The organism is Gordonia amarae NBRC 15530 (genome assembly GCF_000241345.1).
Taxonomy (GTDB): domain Bacteria; phylum Actinomycetota; class Actinomycetes; order Mycobacteriales; family Mycobacteriaceae; genus Gordonia; species Gordonia amarae.
Genome location: NZ_BAED01000042.1, coordinates 1 through 18,256, shown reverse-complemented (window position 1 = coordinate 18,256; position 18,256 = coordinate 1). Strand labels below are relative to the sequence as shown.

Sequence of the window (18,256 nt, the reverse complement as noted above, 5' to 3'; positions counted from 1 at the left end):
CGCATCGTCTGATCGGGCGTGTTCCGGCAGTCGCGCGATATCGCCCAACCTGTGATCTGGAGCACAAATATATTCGGGCAGCTTGGTTCTTACTCGTTGGTAATGTAGCGTTCAGGTTGCGGTCGGGTTCGGATATGGATGCTTTTCGCGGGGTAGGCAACCACATCCGAACCCGGCTATTTTCGTGTTGCCACTTCTCTGGCGGCCGTCGTCGGCGTGGGGCGCCGATTTCGTGACGCGCACGCCCTCTGGCAGAATGAACCGTCGGTTCGTCGGACCCGGCCACGGCCGGCCGACGGTCACACCGAAAACAGATCGCAAAACCGGGCTCACCACTCCGGGTGAGTCGCCGAATTGCGCAGTGACCAGCAAGGAAGACACATGGCTGTCAAAATCAAGCTCACCCGTCTCGGTAAGATCCGCAACCCGCAGTACCGCATCGTCGTCGCCGATGCGCGTACCCGTCGCGACGGTCGCGTCATCGAGACCATCGGCAAGTACCACCCCAAGGAAGAGCCCAGCCTGATCGAGGTCGACTCCGAGCGCGCCCAGTACTGGCTCGGCGTCGGTGCTCAGCCCACCGATCCGGTTCTGACCATCCTCAAGGTCACCGGTGACTGGCAGAAGTTCAAGGGCCTGCCGGGTGCCGAGGGCACCCTGAAGGTCGCCGAGCCCAGGCCGTCCAAGCTCGACCTGTTCAACGCCGCGCTGGCCGCTGCCGACAGCGAGCCCGTCGCCGCGGCCACCACCCCGAAGAAGAAGGCCGCCAAGAAGGACGACGAGGCCGCTCCGGAGGCCGCCGAGGCTGACGCGTGAGCGCAGTCGTCGCGGACGCCGTCGAACACCTCGTTCGCGGCATCGTCGCCAACCCCGATGACGTGCGCGTCGACCTGGTGACCGGCCGTCGTGGCCGTCTGGTCGAGGTGCACGTCAACCCCGAGGATCTCGGCAAGGTCATCGGCCGTAACGGCCGCACCGCGACCGCGCTGCGGACCCTCGTCGCCGGAATCGGCGGCCGCGGAATCCGTGTCGACATCGTCGACACCGACCGCTGACCGCGGGTAAAGGCGGCTCCGCGCAGATGGACCTGGTGATCGGGCGTGTGGTCAAGGCCCACGGCATCCGTGGTGAGGTCGTGGTCGACGTACGCACCGACGACCCCGACACCCGGTTCGCGTGTGGAGCGATCCTGCGCGGCCAGGCGCCGCGCGGGGGTGGCGAACGTCGCTTCACAGTCACAGCCGCCCGGAACCATTCCGGGCGGCTGTTGCTGTCCCTCAAAGAGGTCGGCGACAGGACCGCGGCCGACGCACTGCGCGGCACGCTGTTCGTCATCGACGCCGCCGACGTCGACTCGGGTGACGACCCGGACGAGTTCTACGACCATGAACTCGAAGGTCTGCCGGTCACGACCGTCGACGGTGACCCCGTGGGCGTGGTGTCGTCGGTGCTGCACCTGCCGGCCAACGACATTCTCGCGGTGACCGCTGAGGACGGTCGCGAACTGCTCGTGCCGTTCGTGCGCGACATCGTGCCGGAGGTGACGCGGGACGGTGGTGTGGTGATCGACCCGCCCGACGGACTGTTCGACCAGTGACCGACCCGGACACCACGCGGCCGTCGATGCGCCTGGACATTGTCTCGATCTTCCCCGACTACCTCACTCCGTTGCGGGTGGCGTTGCTCGGCAAAGCGGTTGACCGGGGCCAGGTCACCGTCGATGTCCACGATCTGCGGGACTGGACGCACGACGTGCACCGCAGCGTCGACGACTCGCCGTACGGCGGCGGACCCGGCATGGTGATGAAACCCGAGGTGTGGGGAGCCTGCCTCGATGAGGTCTGCCCGGACGAGGCGCTGCTGGTGGTGCCAACGCCCGCCGGTGTGCCGTTCACCCAGGCGACCGCGGCCCGCTGGGCCGGTGAATCCCACCTCGTGTTCGCCTGCGGGCGCTACGAGGGCATCGACCAGAGGGTTTTCGACGACGCCGCCCGGCGGGTGCGGGTCGAGGAGGTGTCGATCGGTGATTTCGTCCTCATCGGAGGCGAGGTCGCGGTGCTCGCGATGATCGAGGCGACGGTCCGGCTCATTCCCGGAGTCCTGGGCAATCCGCGCTCCCACCAAGAGGATTCGTTCTCCGACGGACTTCTGGAGGGGCCGAGCTACACCCGGCCCGAGGTGTGGCGCGACCTGGCGGTCCCGCCGGTACTGCTGTCGGGTGATCACGCCAAGATCGCCGCATGGCGCCACGAACAGTCCCTCGAACGCACCCGCGAACGCCGGCCGGACCTTCTGGACGGATACGCCTCCGGCACCACCTGACGACACGCTTGTGGATGAATCTGTCGACCGGCCAGAGCACCGGGGCTACGATCGACCACACGCGAGGTGGCATCGGCCCTGGTGACCGATGCACGCCGCCTCGGTCCGGACAGTGTGAGAGGACAACGCGTGGAACCGCAACAGCACGCCACAGCGTCCGGCGAGGCACCACAATCACCGAGCGGAGCACCGGGCGCGGCCACCCCGTCCGGACAGCGCCCCGATGTCTGGGCGAGAATGCACGCCGAACTGGAACGGCAGCACGCCGAACTCGACCGGATCCGGGCAGTCCTGGCCGGACTCACCGCCGAGGCCGCCACCTCCGAGGGCGATGTGTCGGTGACGGTCAACGCCAGAGGGCTGCTGGTCGGCCTGACCATCGACCCCGCGGCGCTCCGCGACCGGGACGCCGCCGGGCTCGCGGAGGCGATCACCTCACTCGTGGCCGCCGCCGACGAAAAGCTGCGCGCCACACGCGATCAGGTGTCGATGTCGATCGTCGACGCCGACCCGGTCAACACGCCCGACTACGACGACATCGTGGATGTGATGAGCGGGTGACAGGCAGGATGCACGTCGATCTCGACGATCTCGACGACCTCGTCCGTACCCTGAACGCCCTCGCCGGCGAGCTCCCCGCGCTCACCACCGAGCTGCGGACCACGCTCGCCGCGGCGGGCGTCGCCTTCGGTGTGGACCCGGTCGCCGACGTGATCCGGCCGAGGTTCGGCGAGTCCGCGCGCCTGGCCCTCGACGCGCTCGGCGCCGTCGACACCCTGATGCGTGAGCACATCGCAGCGCTGGACGCCGCCGGAACGCGGCTGCGTACGGCCGACTCGAGCGCCGCACCGGTGTTCGGGGCCCGGGGTGACAAAGGGCTGGTGCTGTGACCTCACCCCGCGATGTCGTCGACGCGCTCGCGCAGGCGTCGGATCCGACCGCCGACGTGGCCGCGCTGAGGGCGTGCGCACGCAGGTTGGAGGCGATCGCCACCCAGACCGAGGCCGTGGGCAGGGCGTTCACCACCGCGCACACCAGGGCGGGACTGGGCGCGGGCGGCCTGCGTGAGGGCACCGACCACGCGGCCCACGCGATCGCCGGGGCACGCGGCAGTGCCGTCGCCGATGTGGTGGCCCGGCTCGGGGCACTCGCGGCGACCCTGGACGGCTATGCCGACGAGGTTGTCGGGACCCGCGATCGGTTGTCACTGGCCTCGGCCATCGCCGAACGCGATCTGCTGCGCGCCGAGATCGCCTCCCTGGTGGGGCATCCGACGGCGCTGGTGGCGGCCTCCGGTGCCGCGACCTCGGTGTTCGGGACGATCGGCGACGCCGCGGTCGAGCGGGCGGCACAGCTCGATCCCGGTCACACCGACAGGGCCTCGTCAGACCCGCAACCCGACGATCAGTCCGCCGGTTCACACAGCCCGACCTCGGGCGCGTACACCCCGATGGCCTCGGGCCCGGCGTTTCCCGGGATGGTCGCCGCCGCACCGGTGGCCGCCGCGGCGATGGCTGGTGCGGCGATGGCGGGTGCGTTCGGGGGTCACCCCGACCCGCCGCCGGACGTCGACGGGACTCGTCTGGCCGAACGCGCGCGGGAACTGCACGCATCGTTGCCGCAGGACCTGACACAGTGGGTGCGGATGTCGGTCGGTGTGGGCTGCACGGCGGCGCGGGAACTGATCGAGGTGGTGGGCACCAGTGACCCCGTCGCCTACCTGCGGACCGGCGTCACGATCGGGGCCGCAGAACATCTGGCCGGATCGCCGCGCGGGTCGGAGTTCGCGATCGCCGAACACCTCGAGGCTGTAGGGGCCCGGCCCCTCGCCGTGGCCTCTGCCCATCCCGTGCCCGCCCACGTAACCGCTCATTTCGAGGACCTCGGGATCCGGGTGATCGCACCGTCGGCCGCCACACCCGGACCCGTCGGCACAGACCCCGACGAACTCGACGACTGACGGTCCACCGGCGATTTCGTCTCAGCAGGTGGTATCTGGCACAATATTCAGGTTGCCCGCGCACGGATGCGCCAGACCGGAATGCCGGTCGGTGCCGACACGGGTACCAACGACTCGGAGCACGAACCGGTCGAACCTGCGGCCCGGCGCCCACGCGCCGGACGGCAGGCCGCCAGGTTCCTCTGTTCGCCGTTACATTCCAGAATGGACTATCCCGATGAATACCCTCGACTTCCTCGACAAGCAGTCACTCCGTGACGACATCCCCGAATTCGCACCCGGCGACACCCTCGACGTTCACGTCAAGGTCATCGAAGGTGCCAAGGAGCGGATCCAGGTCTTCAAGGGCGTCGTGATCCGTCGCCAGGGTGGCGGCATCCGCGAGACCTTCACCGTCCGCAAGGTGTCGTTCGGTGTCGGCGTGGAGCGCACCTTCCCCGTGCACAGCCCCAACATCGCCAAGGTCGACGTGCTGACCCGCGGTGACGTCCGTCGCGCCAAGCTGTACTACCTGCGTGACCTGCGCGGCAAGGCTGCCAAGATCAAGGAAAAGCGCTGAGCTGAGCCGGATTCTTCCGGTCTTCAGGCCCCGGCCGCACATTGTGCGGCCGGGGCCTTCGCATATGCACCGCCCCTCGCGGGGCGGGACGGGGGCCGCCGGGTGCGTCGGAAGCAGGTGCGGCCGCCGGCACGTCTACTCTGGCTGGGTGGCCGATACACAGGACCAGGGGACCGGCGCCGACGCCGGAGAGCATCGAGACGAACCAGATCGCGTGGACACGCCGTCGGAGGGCGCGACACCGGAGCCGGACGACACGACGTCCCCGGAGACGGGTGCGCGGCCGTGGCGGCTCAAGTCCACCGACGAGCAGGAACAGAAGAAGTCGTCGATGCTGCGCGAGATCGTCATCATCGTTGGCTGCGTGCTGCTGGTGACCTGGGTGTTGCAGACCTTCATCGGCCGGCAGTACGTCATCCCGTCGGAATCGATGGAGTCGACGCTGCACGGGTGCCAGGGGTGCACCAACGACCGGATCGTCATCGACAAGCTGGCCTACCGGTTCGGCGACCCCGAACCCGGCGACGTGGTGGTCTTCAAGGCACCCACCGAGTCGTGGGATGGCAGCTGGCAGTCGCCGAGGTCGTCGAACCCGGCGATCAAGGCGGTCCAGGACGGGCTGTCGTGGTTCGGCTTCGCCCCGCCGGACGAGAACAACCTGGTCAAGCGCGTCATCGCGACCGGTGGACAGACGGTGGCGTGCAAGAACGCCGACGGCAAGGGCGTGACGGTCGACGGAAAGCCCCTGCACGAGCCGTACATCGACAAGCAACTGCAGATCGACAGCGTCGCCGGGATGGGGGCGTCGGACTTCACGAACGAGGACAGTACCCCCAACAGCTGCTACGGCGCGGACTTCGGGCCGATCAAGGTGCCCGCCGGCAACGTGTGGGTGATGGGCGACAATCGCCTGAACTCGGCCGACTCGCGCTACCACATCTCCGACGAACTGCAGGGCACGGTGCCGGTGAGCAATATCCGCGGCAAGGTGCGCTTCATCATCTATCCGTTCTCCCGGATCGGTGGTGTCGACGCGGTCAACCCGCAGAAGTAGGACACCGCTCGTGCCGACGGGGAACAGGTGGCCGCCGCGCAGGCCCGTCCGCAGGGCGGCGAACCTGCGGACGTACGAATTTGCCCTGCACACCAGCGGACTCGGCCCCGTCGCCGGTGTCGACGAGGCCGGGCGCGGCGCCTGCGCGGGACCGCTGGTGGTGGCCGCGTGCATCCTCAAACCCGCCCAGGCCACCTCGCTGGCCGACCTCGATGACTCCAAGAAGCTCCCCGAGCCGACGCGTGAGCGGCTCTACCGGGCGGTCACCCGCAACGCGCTCGCCTGGCACGCGGTGATCATCGATGCCGCGGAGGTCGACAGGATCGGCATCCACGTGGCCAACATCGAGGGCATGCGGCGGGCGATCGCGGGTCTGCACACCCCGCCCGGCTATGTGTTGTCCGACGGTTTCGGGGTTCCGGGCCTGACGATGCCGAGCCTGCCCGTCATCGGCGGTGACGGTGCGGCCGCCTGTATCGCCGCGGCGAGCGTGATCGCCAAGGTGACCCGCGACCGCATCATGGTGGGCCTCGACCGCACGCTTCCGGGCTACGACTTCGCCGTCCACAAGGGATACAGCACGGCCCACCATATGAGCCGCATCGACGACCTCGGACCCTCGCACGAGCACCGCATGTCCTACCGGAATGTGGCCTCGCGCGCACGCGGGAGACCGCTCATTCCCACGGCGCCGGATCGCGATACGCTTACAGGATGAGCGCGGAGGATCTCGAGAAGTACGAAACCGAGATGGAACTCTCCCTGTACCGCGAGTACAAGGACATCGTCGGCCAGTTCACATACGTGGTCGAGACCGAACGGCGCTTCTACCTGGCCAACGCTGTCGAGCTGGCGCCCCGCAACACCGACGGCGAGGTGTACTTCGAGCTGCGGATGAGCGACGCCTGGGTGTGGGACATGTACCGGCCGGCGCGGTTCGTCAAGCAGGTCCGGGTGATCACGTTCAAGGACGTCAACATCGAGGAACTGGAGAAGCCCGAACTGCGGCTTCCCGACACACCTTGAACTGATCTGTGAACGTTTCCCCAGCTGAATCTGGGGAGTCCTGTCGAGCTGTCCACAGATGTCGCGATCCGGTAGTCTTCGCACGTCCGGGTGGGCTGATCCGGCGTGATGCTTGTCGCCATGAGCGAACAGGGATCAGGCGGGCCGCGCGAGAACCGGCGGGCGACGATCGGCAGGTTGGGCGAGGACATCGCCACCGATTACGTCACCGACGCGGGATGGACAGTCCTGGAACGTAACTGGCGCTGCCGGTACGGAGAACTCGATATCATCGCCGTCGACGGCACGGTGCTCGTGGTGGTGGAGGTCAAGACCAGGGCCAGTCGCATGTACGGCGACCCGGCCGAGGCGGTCACCCCTGACAAACTGGCCCGCATGCGCCGCGCCACCCAGGTGTGGCTGGCCGGGCAGGACACCTGGTTCTCGACGATCCGGTTCGATGTCATCGCCATCCAGCTCGATCCGACAGCCCCCGATGATGCGACCCGGGCGGGTCTGCGGCACCACACCGGGGTATTCGTATGACCCCGCGGGTCCGAGCGCTCGGCACCGTACACACGGTGGGGCTGAACGCGTTCGAGGCCAAGGGTCTGGAGGTGCAGGCGTCGGTGGGTGCGGGATTGCCGGCGTTCGCGGTGAGCGGCGGCGTCGACGGCTCGGTGCGGGAGGCCCGCGACCGCATCCGATCGGCGATCGCCAACTCCGGCTTCAAGTTTCCCGAGGGCAGGCTCACCGTTCTGCTGTCGCCGGCCGAGATCCCCAAGTCCGGGTCCGGATTCGACCTGGCCATGGCGATCGCGATCCTGGTGTCCACCGGCGAGGCGGCGCCGCACCGGCTGCCGCGCACGATCATCATGGGTGAGCTGGCACTGGACGGCCGGGTGCGTCCGGTCCGGGGCATTCTGCCGGCCCTGATCTGGGCGGCCGAGCACGGCTTCGAGCAGGCTGTGGTGCCCCACGGCAACGTCGACGAGGCCCTGCTGGTCACCGAGCTGGAGATCGGCGGCGTGGATTCGCTGGCGCAGGTGGTGAGCTGGCTGGCCGGTGAATGTGTGCTCGACGCGGTGCCGAGGCAGCCGGAGGAGGAGCCGGCCGGGCCCGGCGGGCACCGCGACGACTGGGCCGATGTCGTCGGGCAGGGCGAGGCCCGGCACGCGCTGGAGATCGCCGCGGCCGGCGCGCACCACGTGTTGATGACCGGGCCCCCGGGAATCGGAAAGACGATGCTGGCCAAGAGGATTCCGGGCATCCTGCCGCCACTGCGCCGGGAGGAGTCGCTGGAGGTCACGGCAATCCACTCCATCGCCGGGGTGCTCTCGCCCGGGCAGCCACTGGTGGTCGATCCGCCGTTCGTCGCCCCACATCACAGCACCTCGGCCACCGGATTGCTGGGTGGTGGAACGGGTTTCGCGCGTCCGGGCGCGGCGTCGCTGGCCCATCGCGGGGTGCTGTTCCTCGATGAATGCGCGGAAATGCCTCCGACGGTGCTCGATTCGCTGCGCCAACCCCTCGAGGAGGGCGAGGTGAACGTGCAACGGCGCGACGGCATCGCCCGCTATCCCGCGCGGTTCCAGCTCGTCCTGGCGGCGAACCCATGCCCGTGCGCCCCCGCTCACGACGTGGATTGCGTGTGCAGTTCCGTGGTGCGGCGGCGGTATCTGGGAAAGCTGTCCGGGCCGCTGATGGATCGCGTCGATATCCGGGTGCGGATGGACCCACCGGGATCGGCGGCGCTGATGACCTCGGAGGAGGAGACGAGTGCGCAGGTGCGTGCCCGGGTGGTGGCCGCGCGGTCGGCGGCGGTGGACCGCTGGCGCGAGTTCGGCTGGCTCACCAATTCGGAGGTGCCAGGTTCGATTCTGCGGCAACGGTTCCGGCTCAGCGCCGAGGCCATGCGGCCGGTCGAGCTGTTCCTGCGCGACGGCCGGGTCACCGCCCGCGGTGCCGACCGGGCGTTACGGCTGGCGTGGACGATGTGCGACCTGCGCGGCGCCGACAAGCCGACGGAAGACGATGTGGCCCAAGCACTGCTGTACCGGGACAGGGGGAGTTACTGATGAACAGACCCGACGACGAACTACGGGCCTGGGCCTACCTGGCCCGGGTGGCCGAACCGCCCTGTACGGCGGTGGCGGCGCTGGTGACCGAACTCGGGGCGACAGCTGCGGCCGATGCCATCCGGGACCGATTGGTCCCGAACGGATTCGAGGAGGCATTGACCGCCACCGAGGCCAGGGCGGGAGCGGACTGCGCCGCACAGGATCTGGAGGCCGCGGCGCGTGTCGGAGCCAGGCTCGTGCTGCCCGATGACGAGGAATGGCCCGGCTGGCAGCTGCTGGCGCTCGCGCGCGCCGGGACCGGGCCGCGTGAGGGAGAGCCGCTGGCGCTGTGGGTGCGTGGGCCGCACCGGCTCGACGAGGTCGCGGCCCAGTCGGTCGCCGTGGTCGGGGCGCGTGCCGCCTCCTCCTACGGGGAGAGCGTCGCCGCCCGGTTGTCGGGGGAACTGAGTGATCGTGGCTGGTCGGTGACCTCCGGCGGGGCGTTCGGCATCGACGGGGCCGCACACCGGGCGGTGCTGCTTGCCGGTGGCCGCACCACGGCGGTGCTGGCCTGCGGGATCGACCGCACGTATCCGACCGCGCATGCGCGGTTGCTGACCGAGGTCGCCGAGCGGGGGCTGCTGGTGAGCGAGTATCCGCCGGGCACCACCGCGGCCAAACACCGGTTCATCACACGCAACCGGCTCGTCGCGGCGTTGTCGGAGGCGATTGTGGTGGTGGAGGCCGGTAAACGGTCGGGGGCCGCCAATACCGCGGCCTGGGCCCGCAGACTCGGCCGGCCCGTCGGTGCGTTTCCCGGACCGGTCACCTCGGCGACGTCGGTGGGCTGTCACCGGCTGATCGCCGACGAACTGGCCCAGCTGGTGTTCAACACCGACACCGTGGTGTCGATGGTCCGGCCGGATGGCGGGGGAGATCCCGGGCGGGGCTCCGAACGCGACACCGACACACTGTCGGAGGAGCAACACCGCGTGCATGACGCGATTCCCGGGCGGGGACTGGTGACCGTCGATGAGATCGCCTACGCGGCGGGACTCGGTGTGCCCGCGGTGCGTTCGGCGCTGGCGTCGATGGAGATCGCGGGCCTGGTGTGCGGGGACGGCGGCGGCTGGCGCCTCGCCCTCCGTTGAAGCGCCGTGGGAGCGGCGAGGATCAGCGGGCCGTCGACAGCGCGACGAACCGGTGCAGGGTCTCCGAATCCGGGGGGCCTGTGTTCTCGGCGGCCTGCAGGTAGCCCAGGCCCGAGTAGAGCAACAGTGATGCCCGGGCCTGGGCGTCATCGCCGTCGAAGCCGAGGTCGAGCATCGCCTGGTGGATAGCCTTGTGCAGGCGCCGATCGAGTTCGGCGATGGATGCGCACAGAGTCCTGTCGGAGTGTGACCACGACCGGACCGCGGCCTCGGCGCTCCAGCGGCGCGGTTCGCTGATGAAGTCGACCATGGCGTCGAGCCGTTCGGCCGCGGGGAGGTCACTCAGAGCCTGCACATGCTCGGCGGCTGCGCGCTGTTGTGCCTCGCAATGCTCGGCGAGCGCGCTCTTGAGCGCTGCGATATCGGCGAAATGCCAGTAGAAGCTGCCCTTGGTGACACCGAGTGTGTCGGTGAGCCGGGAGATCTTGAGGGCGGCGGGTCCCTCGGTGACGAGCAACCGCATCGATGCGGCGATCCAGTCGGAGACGCCGAGTCGTGCGCGTTTGGCCAGTGTTTGATCCGTCACCGTCTACCTCGTATTGCCGACCTGAACGTGAGAATGTGGAACTCGGAGCGTGGAACGTGCTCCGTTCTTCAATATCACAAACCTACCATTGCTGTTCGTAGTCTTTCGGTGTCGGCATCGTATTTAGGTGACCCTAAGCCGGGCGTAGGCTGGGCGGGAACCAAGGAGACTCATGGCAAAAAGACTCACCACTCTCGTCGTCACGCGCACCGAACGCCTCTCACCGCACTTCGTGCGGCTCTACCTCGGGGGTGACCGATTCGACGATTTCGCCCCGGCGGTGGGCGCCGACGGTGCCCAGGCCACCGACATGTACGTCAAGTTGATCTTCGGGGTGCCCGGCGTCAGCTATCCCGAACCGTTCGACATCGAGGCGATCCGCGGATCGTTCCCACCGGAGCAGCATCCGGTGCTGCGCACCTACACGATCCGCTCGATCGACCCCGTCGCCAGGGAACTGGCCATCGACTTCGTGGTCCACGGCGACGAGGGCATTGCCGGGGCCTGGGCGGCCAGGGCGAGGCCGGGGGAGACCGTCCGGTTCCTCGGACCCGGAAGCGGGTACCGGCCCCGCGCCGATGCCCCGTGGCACCTGCTGGCCTGCGACGAGTCCGGGCTTCCCGCCGTCGCCGCCGCCCTGGAAGCGCTGCCCGCGGACGCGACGGCGCAGGTGTTCATCGAGGTCGCCTCCGAAGCCGACGAACTCGACCTCGTCGCGCCGCCCGGTGCGACGATCACCTGGCTGCACCGGGGTGCCGGCGCGGGCGACGTAGGCGACGAACTGGCCGGAGCCAACGCACCGCTCGTCGCGGCGGTCAAGGCGGCGCCCTGGCTTGAGGGTGAGCCGCATGTCTTCATCCACGGCGAAGCGGGCGCCGTCATGCAGAACCTGCGTGGCTACATCCGCAAGGAGCGCGGGGTGAGTGCGGCCAACGCCTCGATCTCGGGGTACTGGCGCCGCGGACGCACCGAGGAAGGGTTCCGCGAATGGAAGGCCACCCAGCGGGCGGCCGATGACACGGGGAGTGAGAAGTCCGCCGCTGCGGAGGCGGCAGCGGCGGCCCGGAGCGCCGTCGACAAGGCCAAGGACGTGCTCGGCAGGTTGCGCAACTGACCGCCCGGTCACCGCGCGTGGCGGGTTGCATCCGGCGGCGATGCCCCGTCTGATGGTCATGTGACTGCTGGTGACGGTGCGACGGACATCGTGGGCGGCTTCGCCGAGTATCTGCGGCTGGAAGCGGGCCTGAGTGAGCACACGATCCGGGCCTACACCGGCGACGCCCGGTCGATCGTGACCTACGCCGGGGTGCGCGGAATCGAGTTTGCCGACCTCGACCTGCCGGTCCTGCGTGGCTGGCTGGCCGACCGGACCCGGGCGGGGGCGGCTCGCACCAGCATCGCGCGGCAGGTGTCATCGGCGAAGAAGCTGTGCGCGTGGGCCACCCGCGAAGGTCTGCTCCGGGTGGATCCGGCCCCGCGGCTGCGGGCACCGAAGGCGCATCGCACCCTGCCCGACGTTCTCGACGCGGACCAGGCCGCCCGGGCGATCGAGGCCGCCGGTACACCGGCCGTGCCCACCGCCGCCGGACCCGGGAACGGGGATTCCGGGAGGCCGACGTCCGTCGACCGGGACGCGATCGCGTTGCGTGACCGGCTGATCGTCGAACTGCTGTACTCCACCGGTATCCGGGTCGGGGAGCTATGCGGACTCGACATCGCCGACGTCGACGCGGGGCGGCGGGTGCTGCGCGTCCTCGGCAAGGGCAACAAGGAACGGATGGTCCCGTACGGGACACCCGCGGCACAGGCCCTCGACAACTGGCTGACGCGGGGACGGCCGGAACTGGTCTCCGAGCAGTCCGCCCGGCCGGAGTCCGCCGGTGCCCTGCTGCTCGGTGCCAAAGGCGGACGGCTCAACCAGCGGATCGCCCGGTCGGTGGTGCACCGGGCGGCGGACGAGTCAGGTGGGCCGGCGATGGGGCCGCACGGGCTGCGGCACAGCGCCGCCACCCATCTGCTCGAAGGCGGTGCGGATCTGCGGATCGTGCAGGAACTCCTCGGGCACGCCTCGCTCGCGACCACCCAGATGTACACCCATGTGAGCGTCGAGAGGTTGCGTGCCGTGCACCGTCAGGCTCATCCGCGTGCCTGACCGGTACCCGACGGTCACAGCGGTTTGAGCCGGACCCGGACAGCGCCGAGCAGTCCGAGCGGATCGAGGTAGTCGGCCGAGTGCCCGGCGCCGCGCCGTGCGCCCCAATGCAGGCAGGTCATGCCCGGGCACGATTCGTGTCCGGCCTCCAGCGTCCCGACCGTCTGGCCGCGTGCGACGTGATCGCCGCGCCGCACGGTGGGAGTGACCGGTTCGTAGGTGGTGATGATGCCGTCGGGGTGCAGGATCGACACCACGGGCCTGCCCGCCACCTCGCCGGCGTGCCGGACGGTCCCGGCGGCCGAGGCCACCACCGCGGTACCCGCCGGCCCGCTCAGGTCGACGCCCCGATGGCCCTGTGACCACCGGTGCTCGCCCACCTCGAACGCCGTCACCACGGTGGGGACGGGTGGCAGCGGCGGGCGATGGGCCGATGCCGGAGACCCGTCCGGAGGCGCCGCGCCGACGACCCAGGCGCCGGACAGGGTGAGGGCGGCAACAGCGAGCCCCACCAGGGTCAGGGCCAGCACGCGGATCGGGAACGGGCGAAGCGGGGTGGGGCGATCGGCGGAGGTCATGGGAATCGGACGCCACCCGGGGCCGATCGGTTCCCTTCCGCAGCGAAGATTCCCCGAAAGTCACCCGATCGGCGGACCGGCACCCGGCCTGGGGATAACGCTTTTGGTTCTCGCAGGTAACCGGCGTAGAGTCGGTGCCGCATCTCGCCGCCCGTCGGTGGGGTGACTTCGCGCGTCCGCACGTCGCCCGGTCTTCCCGGGCAGCCGTATCGCGTGGCGGTCCCCGTATTCGTGCGGGGTCCACGCGATCGCGGACGCCAGGGCCGGCACCACCCGGGGCCGGTATCAACTGCAACACAAAGGAAGTGACGACATGGCTGTCGTGACAATGAAGCAGCTGCTGGACAGCGGCGCACACTTCGGGCACCAGACCCGCCGGTGGAACCCCAAGATGAAGCGGTTCATCTTCACCGACCGCAACGGCATCTACATCATCGACCTGCAGCAGACGCTGACCTTCATCGACAAGGCGTACGAGTTCGTCAAGGAGACCGTCGCCCACGGCGGCACCATCCTGTTCGTCGGCACCAAGAAGCAGGCGCAGGAATCCATCGCCGCCGAGGCCACCCGCGTCGGCATGCCGTACGTCAACCAGCGCTGGCTCGGTGGCATGCTCACCAACTTCTCGACCGTCCACAAGCGCCTGCAGCGCATGAAGGAACTCGAGGCCATGGAGCAGACCGGTGGCTTCGAGGGTCGCACCAAGAAGGAAATCCTCATGCTCACGCGTGAGAAGAACAAGCTTGAGCGCACGCTCGGCGGCATCCGCGATATGGCCAAGGTGCCCTCGGCGATCTGGGTCGTCGACACCAACAAGGAGCACATCGCCGTCGGTGAGGCCCGCAAGCTCAACATCCCGGTGATCGCCATCCTCGACACCAACTGCGACCCCGACCTCGTCGATTACCCGATCCCGGGCAACGACGACGCCATCCGCAGCGCCGCCCTGCTGACCCGCGTGGTCGCCTCGGCCGTCGCCGAGGGTGTGCAGGCACGTGCCGGCCAGGCCGCGGGCGATGCCAAGCCGGACGCCGCCGCGGGCGAGCCGCTCGCCGAGTGGGAGCAGGAGCTGCTGAACCAGACCACCGCCCCCGCCGAGGGCGACGCCGCCCCCGCAGCTCAGTAAATCCGGTTGCCAGTAGATCTGGCCCGCCAAATAATTCTGGAGTGGCAGTGAGATCCGGTCCGGCGCTGACCGGACCGGATTTTTCCACCACCGACGTATTGATCCCAAAGGAGGCTCGCCAACGATGGCGAACTACACCGCGGCCGATGTGAAGCGACTTCGCGAGCTCACCGGCTCAGGCATGCTCGACTGCAAGAACGCCCTGGCCAACAACGACGGTGACTTCGACAAGGCTGTCGAGGAGCTGCGCATCAAGGGTGCCAAGGACGTCGGCAAGCGCGCCGAGCGGTCCACCGCAGAGGGCCTGGTCGCCGCCAAGGACGGCGTGATGATCGAGCTCAACTCGGAGACCGACTTCGTCGCCAAGAACGCCGAGTTCCAGGAACTCGCCGACAAGGTGCTCGACGCCGCCCTGGTCGCCAAGACCAGCGACGTGGAGGCCCTCAAGGCCGCCGCTCTCGGTGACGGCACCGTCAACGACACCGTGCAGGCGCTCGCCGCCAAGATCGGCGAGAAGCTCGAACTGCGTCGCGTCGTGTACTACGACGGCCCGGTCGCGGTCTACCTGCACAAGCGCGCTTCGGACCTGCCTCCGGGCGTGGGTGTGCTGGTGTCCTACACCGGCGAGGGTGACGCCGCCGCCGAGGCCGCGCGCAACGCCGCTCAGCAGGTTGCCGCGCTCAAGGCGAAGTACGCCACCCGCGAGCAGGTGCCCGCCGATGTCGTCGAGAACGAGCGCAGCATCGCCGAGAAGACCGCGAAGGAAGAGGGCAAGCCCGAGCAGGCCCTGCCGAAGATCGTCGAAGGCCGCGTCAACGGCTTCTTCAAGGACGTCGTCCTCACCGAGCAGGCGTACGTCAAGGATTCGAAGAAAACGGTCAAGAGTGTTCTCGACGAGGCCGGTGCCACCGTCGTGAACTTCACCCGCTTCGAGGTCGGCCAGAGCTAGATCTCCGGATCCCCGGCTCACCGATTCTGGCAACGGCCCCGTACTCATCCAAGCGATGGGTGCGGGGCCGTCGTGCAGATCCGGCACCTTTAAGATGATCTGCGGACCACACGAGTCCCCTTGATCACCGCCCAGTAGTCACCGGCCACAGACACGAGCAGAGGACGCAGATGACCGACAGCACCGACAGCGCGCACGCCGAACGTAAGGGCTTTTCCCGAGTCCTGCTCAAGCTCGGTGGTGAGATGTTCGGTGGCGGCGGTGTCGGGCTCGACCCTGATGTGGTGGCCACTGTCGCCGACCAGATCGCCGAGGTAGTGGCCACCGGCGCGCAGGTCGCCGTGGTGATCGGCGGCGGCAATTTCTTCCGCGGTGCCGAGTTGCAGCAACGCGGACTCGACCGTGCACGTTCGGACTACATGGGCATGCTCGGCACGGTCATGAACTGCCTGGCGCTACAGGACTTTCTGGAGAAGCGCGGCGTCACCACCCGCGTGCAGACCGCCATCACGATGGGGCAGGTCGCCGAACCCTACCTCCCGCTGCGTGCCGTGCGGCACCTGGAGAAGGGGCGCGTGGTGATCTTCGGCGCCGGCATGGGCATGCCGTACTTCTCCACCGACACCACCGCCGCCCAGCGTGCACTGGAGATCAAGGCCGAGGTGGTCCTCATGGCCAAGGCCGTCGACGGTGTGTACAGCGCCGACCCACGGGAGAACCCGGACGCCACTCTGTACCAGGAGATCACCCACCGAGAGGCCCTGGAGAAGGAACTCAAGGTGGCTGATGCGACCGCATTCAGCCTCTGCATGGACAATAAGATGCCGATGCTGGTGTTCAACCTGCTCGAAGAGGGCAACATTGCACGTGCCGTCGCGGGTGAACGGATCGGAACGCTCGTGAGCACCGACTGAGGTCTCACGGACCCACCACACCACACACGACCCGATCAGCACACCACAAGGAGAACCGGACAACATGATTGACGACGCTTTGCTCGACGCCGAGGAAAAGATGGAGAAGGCCGTCGGCGTCGCCAAGGACGACATGGGGTCCATCCGGACCGGACGGGCCAACCCGGCCATGTTCAACAAGGTGCACATCGAGTACTACGGCGCGCTCACCCCGATCACCCAGGTGGCGAGCATCAACACGCCGGAGGCGCGTCTGGTGGTCATCAAGCCCTATGAGGCGTCGAGCCTGCGGGACATCGAGACCGCAATCCGTAACTCCGACCTGGGCGTGAATCCCACCAACGACGGCAACGTGATCCGGGTGGCCATCCCGCAGCTCACCGAGGACCGCCGCAAGGACCTGGTCAAGCAGGCCAAGGGCAAGGGCGAGGACGCCAAGGTCGCGATCCGTAACGTTCGGCGCAAGGCCGTCGACGAGCTCAAGCGGATCCAGAAGGACGGCGAGGCAGGGGAGGACGAGGTGGTACGGGCCGAGAAGGAGCTCGACAAGACCACCGCGTCGTACGTCGCCCAGGTCGACGAGCTGGTCAAACACAAGGAAAACGAATTGCTCGAGGTGTGAGCGCGCCACACCTGATGAGTACAGAACCTCAGAAGACCTCGCGGGCCGGCCGTGACCTGCCGGCCGCGATCGGGATCGGCGTCTCGCTCGGCGCCGGAATCATCGCCGTCCTCGTGTTCGAACCGAGGATCTGGTACGCAGTCGTGTCGGTTGCGCTGGCGATCGCGACGTGGGAGATCTCCCAGCGCCTGCGCGACGGCGGGATCGGTATCGCGCTGTGGCCGCTGCTGATCGGCGGTCAGGCCATCATCTGGTCGGGCTGGCCGTGGGGGACCACCGGCATCCTGGTCGCGGCGGTCACCACGGTCCTGGTGTCGATGGTGTGGAAGCTGCTGGCGCAAGGGCTGAGCGCCGCACCCGAGGACTACCTGCGCGGATTGGCCGTCACGGTCCTGGTGATGGCGTGGCTGCCGGTGCTGGGCGCCTTCGGCGCGCTGATCGTCACCGAATCCGATGGCGCGGCCCGCGTGGCCACCCTGGTCGTCGTCGTGGTGTGCTCCGATGTGGGCGGCTACGCGGCCGGAGTGCTGTTCGGTAAACACCCGATGGCACCGGCGATCAGCCCGAAGAAATCGTGGGAGGGCTTGGTCGGGTCGCTGCTCGTCGGCACGATCGGCGCGGTGTGCTGTGCGCTGTTCTTGCTCGATGCGCACTGGTGGGTCGGCGCGATTCTCGGTCCGGTCCTGGTGATCTGCGCCACCCTCGGTGACCTTGTCGAGTCACAGGTCAAACGTGACCTCGGGATCAAGGACATGGGGACGCTGCTGCCCGGTCACGGCGGCATCATGGACCGCCTGGACTCGCTGCTGCCGTCTGCGTTCGTGGTGTGGGGTGTGCTGACCGCCTTGCTGTGACCGGGCCGCTGTGACCGGACTGTGTCTCACAGACCGCGCACGGTGGATACCCGGCCGCCGTCGGGAGCTCAACTGTCAGCGGTTTGCCTTGGAGGCTTTCGTCAGGGCGCGATTGAGCTGGAACATGCGCAGGCCGCCGATAAGGGCGGTGACCAGTGCTCCGGCGATCGCGGCGATGAGCAGGCTGACGCCGACGGGCAGGTTGACCTCCCAGAACAGCAGCCAGATCTTCTGCGAGCTGAGGTTCTGCACGATGAAGACCAGCAGGAGGATCGCGAGGATCGAGCCGATGATCATTCCCGCCCATGCGGCACTGGTCCGGGTGTGCCGGACTTCGCCGGCGATGGACTTGCCGCTGCGGCGT

Annotated in this window: 24 protein-coding genes; 21 read left to right on the top strand and 3 right to left on the bottom strand. The window is 68.5% G+C overall.

The features are described 5' to 3' along the window. The first annotated feature begins 381 nt into the window (after window positions 1-381). From rpsP to dprA, 14 genes are all read left to right on the top strand, one after another. Complete coding sequence (rpsP, locus tag GOAMR_RS11310; protein WP_005187318.1) at window positions 382-816, top strand: 30S ribosomal protein S16; 435 nt, start codon at window positions 382-384, stop codon at window positions 814-816. Beyond that, window positions 813-1,055, top strand: coding sequence for an RNA-binding protein (locus GOAMR_RS11305; RefSeq protein WP_005187316.1), 243 nt, complete (start codon window positions 813-815; stop codon window positions 1,053-1,055). The genes rpsP and GOAMR_RS11305 overlap by 4 nt, the downstream gene beginning before the upstream one ends. A gap of 26 nt (window positions 1,056-1,081) precedes the next feature. Beyond that, the gene (rimM, locus tag GOAMR_RS11300; protein WP_005187313.1) at window positions 1,082-1,597 is read left to right on the top strand and encodes a ribosome maturation factor RimM; all 516 of its coding nucleotides are present in this window, start codon (window positions 1,082-1,084) and stop codon (window positions 1,595-1,597) included. A gap of 26 nt (window positions 1,598-1,623) precedes the next feature. Further along, a complete protein-coding gene (trmD, locus tag GOAMR_RS11295; RefSeq protein WP_040515033.1) occupies window positions 1,624-2,322 on the top strand; it encodes a tRNA (guanosine(37)-N1)-methyltransferase TrmD in 699 nt (232 codons plus the stop codon). Between the two features lie 129 nt (window positions 2,323-2,451). Next, a complete protein-coding gene (locus GOAMR_RS11290) occupies window positions 2,452-2,883 on the top strand; it encodes a YbaB/EbfC family nucleoid-associated protein (protein WP_005187305.1) in 432 nt (143 codons plus the stop codon). After that, the gene (locus GOAMR_RS11285) at window positions 2,880-3,212 is read left to right on the top strand and encodes a hypothetical protein (protein WP_138943683.1); all 333 of its coding nucleotides are present in this window, start codon (window positions 2,880-2,882) and stop codon (window positions 3,210-3,212) included. Before GOAMR_RS11290 ends, GOAMR_RS11285 begins: the two co-directional genes overlap by 4 nt. Next, window positions 3,209-4,282, top strand: coding sequence for a hypothetical protein (locus GOAMR_RS11280; RefSeq protein ID WP_005187301.1), 1,074 nt, complete (start codon window positions 3,209-3,211; stop codon window positions 4,280-4,282). Before GOAMR_RS11285 ends, GOAMR_RS11280 begins: the two co-directional genes overlap by 4 nt. 217 nt (window positions 4,283-4,499) lie before the next feature. Next, window positions 4,500-4,841: a 50S ribosomal protein L19 gene (gene rplS, locus GOAMR_RS11275; RefSeq protein WP_005187298.1), complete on the top strand. Its 342-nt coding sequence runs from the start codon at window positions 4,500-4,502 to the stop codon at window positions 4,839-4,841. A 214-nt stretch (window positions 4,842-5,055) separates the two neighbouring features. Further along, window positions 5,056-5,895 (top strand): signal peptidase I, encoded by an 840-nt coding sequence (lepB, locus tag GOAMR_RS11270; protein WP_005187291.1) that lies wholly within the window; start codon window positions 5,056-5,058, stop codon window positions 5,893-5,895. 10 nt (window positions 5,896-5,905) lie between these two features. Then, window positions 5,906-6,613: a ribonuclease HII gene (locus tag GOAMR_RS11265; protein WP_005187290.1), complete on the top strand. Its 708-nt coding sequence runs from the start codon at window positions 5,906-5,908 to the stop codon at window positions 6,611-6,613. Next, the gene (locus GOAMR_RS11260; protein ID WP_005187289.1) at window positions 6,610-6,921 is read left to right on the top strand and encodes a DUF2469 domain-containing protein; all 312 of its coding nucleotides are present in this window, start codon (window positions 6,610-6,612) and stop codon (window positions 6,919-6,921) included. The genes GOAMR_RS11265 and GOAMR_RS11260 overlap by 4 nt, the downstream gene beginning before the upstream one ends. Window positions 6,922-7,041: 120 nt before the next feature. Continuing rightward, complete coding sequence (locus GOAMR_RS11255) at window positions 7,042-7,446, top strand: YraN family protein (RefSeq protein WP_040515032.1); 405 nt, start codon at window positions 7,042-7,044, stop codon at window positions 7,444-7,446. After that, a complete protein-coding gene (locus tag GOAMR_RS11250) occupies window positions 7,443-8,978 on the top strand; it encodes a YifB family Mg chelatase-like AAA ATPase (protein ID WP_005187287.1) in 1,536 nt (511 codons plus the stop codon). Before GOAMR_RS11255 ends, GOAMR_RS11250 begins: the two co-directional genes overlap by 4 nt. Then, window positions 8,978-10,111 (top strand): DNA-processing protein DprA, encoded by a 1,134-nt coding sequence (gene dprA, locus GOAMR_RS11245; RefSeq protein WP_005187286.1) that lies wholly within the window; start codon window positions 8,978-8,980, stop codon window positions 10,109-10,111. The genes GOAMR_RS11250 and dprA overlap by 1 nt, the downstream gene beginning before the upstream one ends. A 22-nt stretch (window positions 10,112-10,133) precedes the next feature. On the opposite strand, the gene GOAMR_RS11240 is transcribed toward dprA, so the two are convergent. Continuing rightward, window positions 10,134-10,697, bottom strand: a complete 564-nt coding sequence (locus tag GOAMR_RS11240; RefSeq protein WP_005187285.1) for a TetR/AcrR family transcriptional regulator — start codon at window positions 10,695-10,697, stop codon at window positions 10,134-10,136. Window positions 10,698-10,869: 172 nt separating this feature from the next. Between GOAMR_RS11240 and GOAMR_RS11235 the strand changes: the two genes are divergently transcribed. Together GOAMR_RS11235 and GOAMR_RS11230 are read left to right on the top strand one after the other, a co-directional pair. Then, window positions 10,870-11,811, top strand: a complete 942-nt coding sequence (locus GOAMR_RS11235; protein ID WP_005187284.1) for a siderophore-interacting protein — start codon at window positions 10,870-10,872, stop codon at window positions 11,809-11,811. 60 nt (window positions 11,812-11,871) lie between these two features. Beyond that, window positions 11,872-12,849 (top strand): tyrosine recombinase XerC, encoded by a 978-nt coding sequence (locus GOAMR_RS11230; protein ID WP_005187283.1) that lies wholly within the window; start codon window positions 11,872-11,874, stop codon window positions 12,847-12,849. Between the two features lie 14 nt (window positions 12,850-12,863). Here GOAMR_RS11230 and GOAMR_RS11225 read toward each other — a convergent pair whose 3' ends face one another. Continuing rightward, window positions 12,864-13,427 (bottom strand): M23 family metallopeptidase, encoded by a 564-nt coding sequence (locus tag GOAMR_RS11225; protein WP_005187282.1) that lies wholly within the window; start codon window positions 13,425-13,427, stop codon window positions 12,864-12,866. A 313-nt stretch (window positions 13,428-13,740) separates the two neighbouring features. On the opposite strand from GOAMR_RS11225, the gene rpsB reads away from it, so the two are divergent. From rpsB to GOAMR_RS11200, 5 genes are all read left to right on the top strand, one after another. Next, window positions 13,741-14,553, top strand: a complete 813-nt coding sequence (gene rpsB, locus GOAMR_RS11220) for a 30S ribosomal protein S2 (protein WP_005187281.1) — start codon at window positions 13,741-13,743, stop codon at window positions 14,551-14,553. A 124-nt stretch (window positions 14,554-14,677) separates the two neighbouring features. Next, on the top strand, window positions 14,678-15,502 hold the full coding sequence (tsf, locus tag GOAMR_RS11215; protein WP_005187280.1) for a translation elongation factor Ts: 825 nt from the start codon (window positions 14,678-14,680) through the stop codon (window positions 15,500-15,502). 170 nt (window positions 15,503-15,672) lie between these two features. Next, window positions 15,673-16,416 carry a UMP kinase gene (gene pyrH / locus GOAMR_RS11210; protein ID WP_005187277.1) on the top strand — a complete coding sequence of 248 codons (744 nt, stop codon included), beginning with the start codon at window positions 15,673-15,675 and terminating at the stop codon, window positions 16,414-16,416. 64 nt (window positions 16,417-16,480) lie between these two features. Beyond that, window positions 16,481-17,038: a ribosome recycling factor gene (gene frr / locus GOAMR_RS11205; RefSeq protein WP_005187274.1), complete on the top strand. Its 558-nt coding sequence runs from the start codon at window positions 16,481-16,483 to the stop codon at window positions 17,036-17,038. 14 nt (window positions 17,039-17,052) lie between these two features. Next, window positions 17,053-17,892 (top strand): phosphatidate cytidylyltransferase, encoded by an 840-nt coding sequence (locus GOAMR_RS11200; RefSeq protein ID WP_040515024.1) that lies wholly within the window; start codon window positions 17,053-17,055, stop codon window positions 17,890-17,892. A gap of 75 nt (window positions 17,893-17,967) precedes the next feature. Here the strand turns inward: GOAMR_RS11200 and GOAMR_RS11195 are convergent. Then, a partial coding sequence (locus GOAMR_RS11195; protein WP_005187267.1) for a LapA family protein occupies window positions 17,968-18,256 on the bottom strand: 289 nt, incomplete at its 5' end.

Excerpts from the sequence above, each read along its gene's own strand:
- rpsP (WP_005187318.1), top strand. The coding sequence starts at position 382 with ATGGCTGTCAAAATCAAGCTCACCCGTCTCGGTAAGATCCGCAACCCG.
- rimM (WP_005187313.1), top strand. The coding sequence starts at position 1,082 with ATGGACCTGGTGATCGGGCGTGTGGTCAAGGCCCACGGCATCCGTGGT.
- trmD (WP_040515033.1), top strand. The coding sequence starts at position 1,624 with ATGCGCCTGGACATTGTCTCGATCTTCCCCGACTACCTCACTCCGTTG.
- rplS (WP_005187298.1), top strand. The coding sequence starts at position 4,500 with ATGAATACCCTCGACTTCCTCGACAAGCAGTCACTCCGTGACGACATC.
- GOAMR_RS11260 (WP_005187289.1), top strand. The coding sequence starts at position 6,610 with ATGAGCGCGGAGGATCTCGAGAAGTACGAAACCGAGATGGAACTCTCC.
- GOAMR_RS11255 (WP_040515032.1), top strand. The coding sequence starts at position 7,042 with ATGAGCGAACAGGGATCAGGCGGGCCGCGCGAGAACCGGCGGGCGACG.
- GOAMR_RS11250 (WP_005187287.1), top strand. The coding sequence starts at position 7,443 with ATGACCCCGCGGGTCCGAGCGCTCGGCACCGTACACACGGTGGGGCTG.
- dprA (WP_005187286.1), top strand. The coding sequence starts at position 8,978 with ATGAACAGACCCGACGACGAACTACGGGCCTGGGCCTACCTGGCCCGG.
- GOAMR_RS11235 (WP_005187284.1), top strand. The coding sequence starts at position 10,870 with ATGGCAAAAAGACTCACCACTCTCGTCGTCACGCGCACCGAACGCCTC.
- GOAMR_RS11225 (WP_005187282.1), bottom strand. The coding sequence starts at position 13,427 with ATGACCTCCGCCGATCGCCCCACCCCGCTTCGCCCGTTCCCGATCCGC.
- rpsB (WP_005187281.1), top strand. The coding sequence starts at position 13,741 with ATGGCTGTCGTGACAATGAAGCAGCTGCTGGACAGCGGCGCACACTTC.
- tsf (WP_005187280.1), top strand. The coding sequence starts at position 14,678 with ATGGCGAACTACACCGCGGCCGATGTGAAGCGACTTCGCGAGCTCACC.
- pyrH (WP_005187277.1), top strand. The coding sequence starts at position 15,673 with ATGACCGACAGCACCGACAGCGCGCACGCCGAACGTAAGGGCTTTTCC.
- frr (WP_005187274.1), top strand. The coding sequence starts at position 16,481 with ATGATTGACGACGCTTTGCTCGACGCCGAGGAAAAGATGGAGAAGGCC.
- GOAMR_RS11200 (WP_040515024.1), top strand. The coding sequence starts at position 17,053 with ATGAGTACAGAACCTCAGAAGACCTCGCGGGCCGGCCGTGACCTGCCG.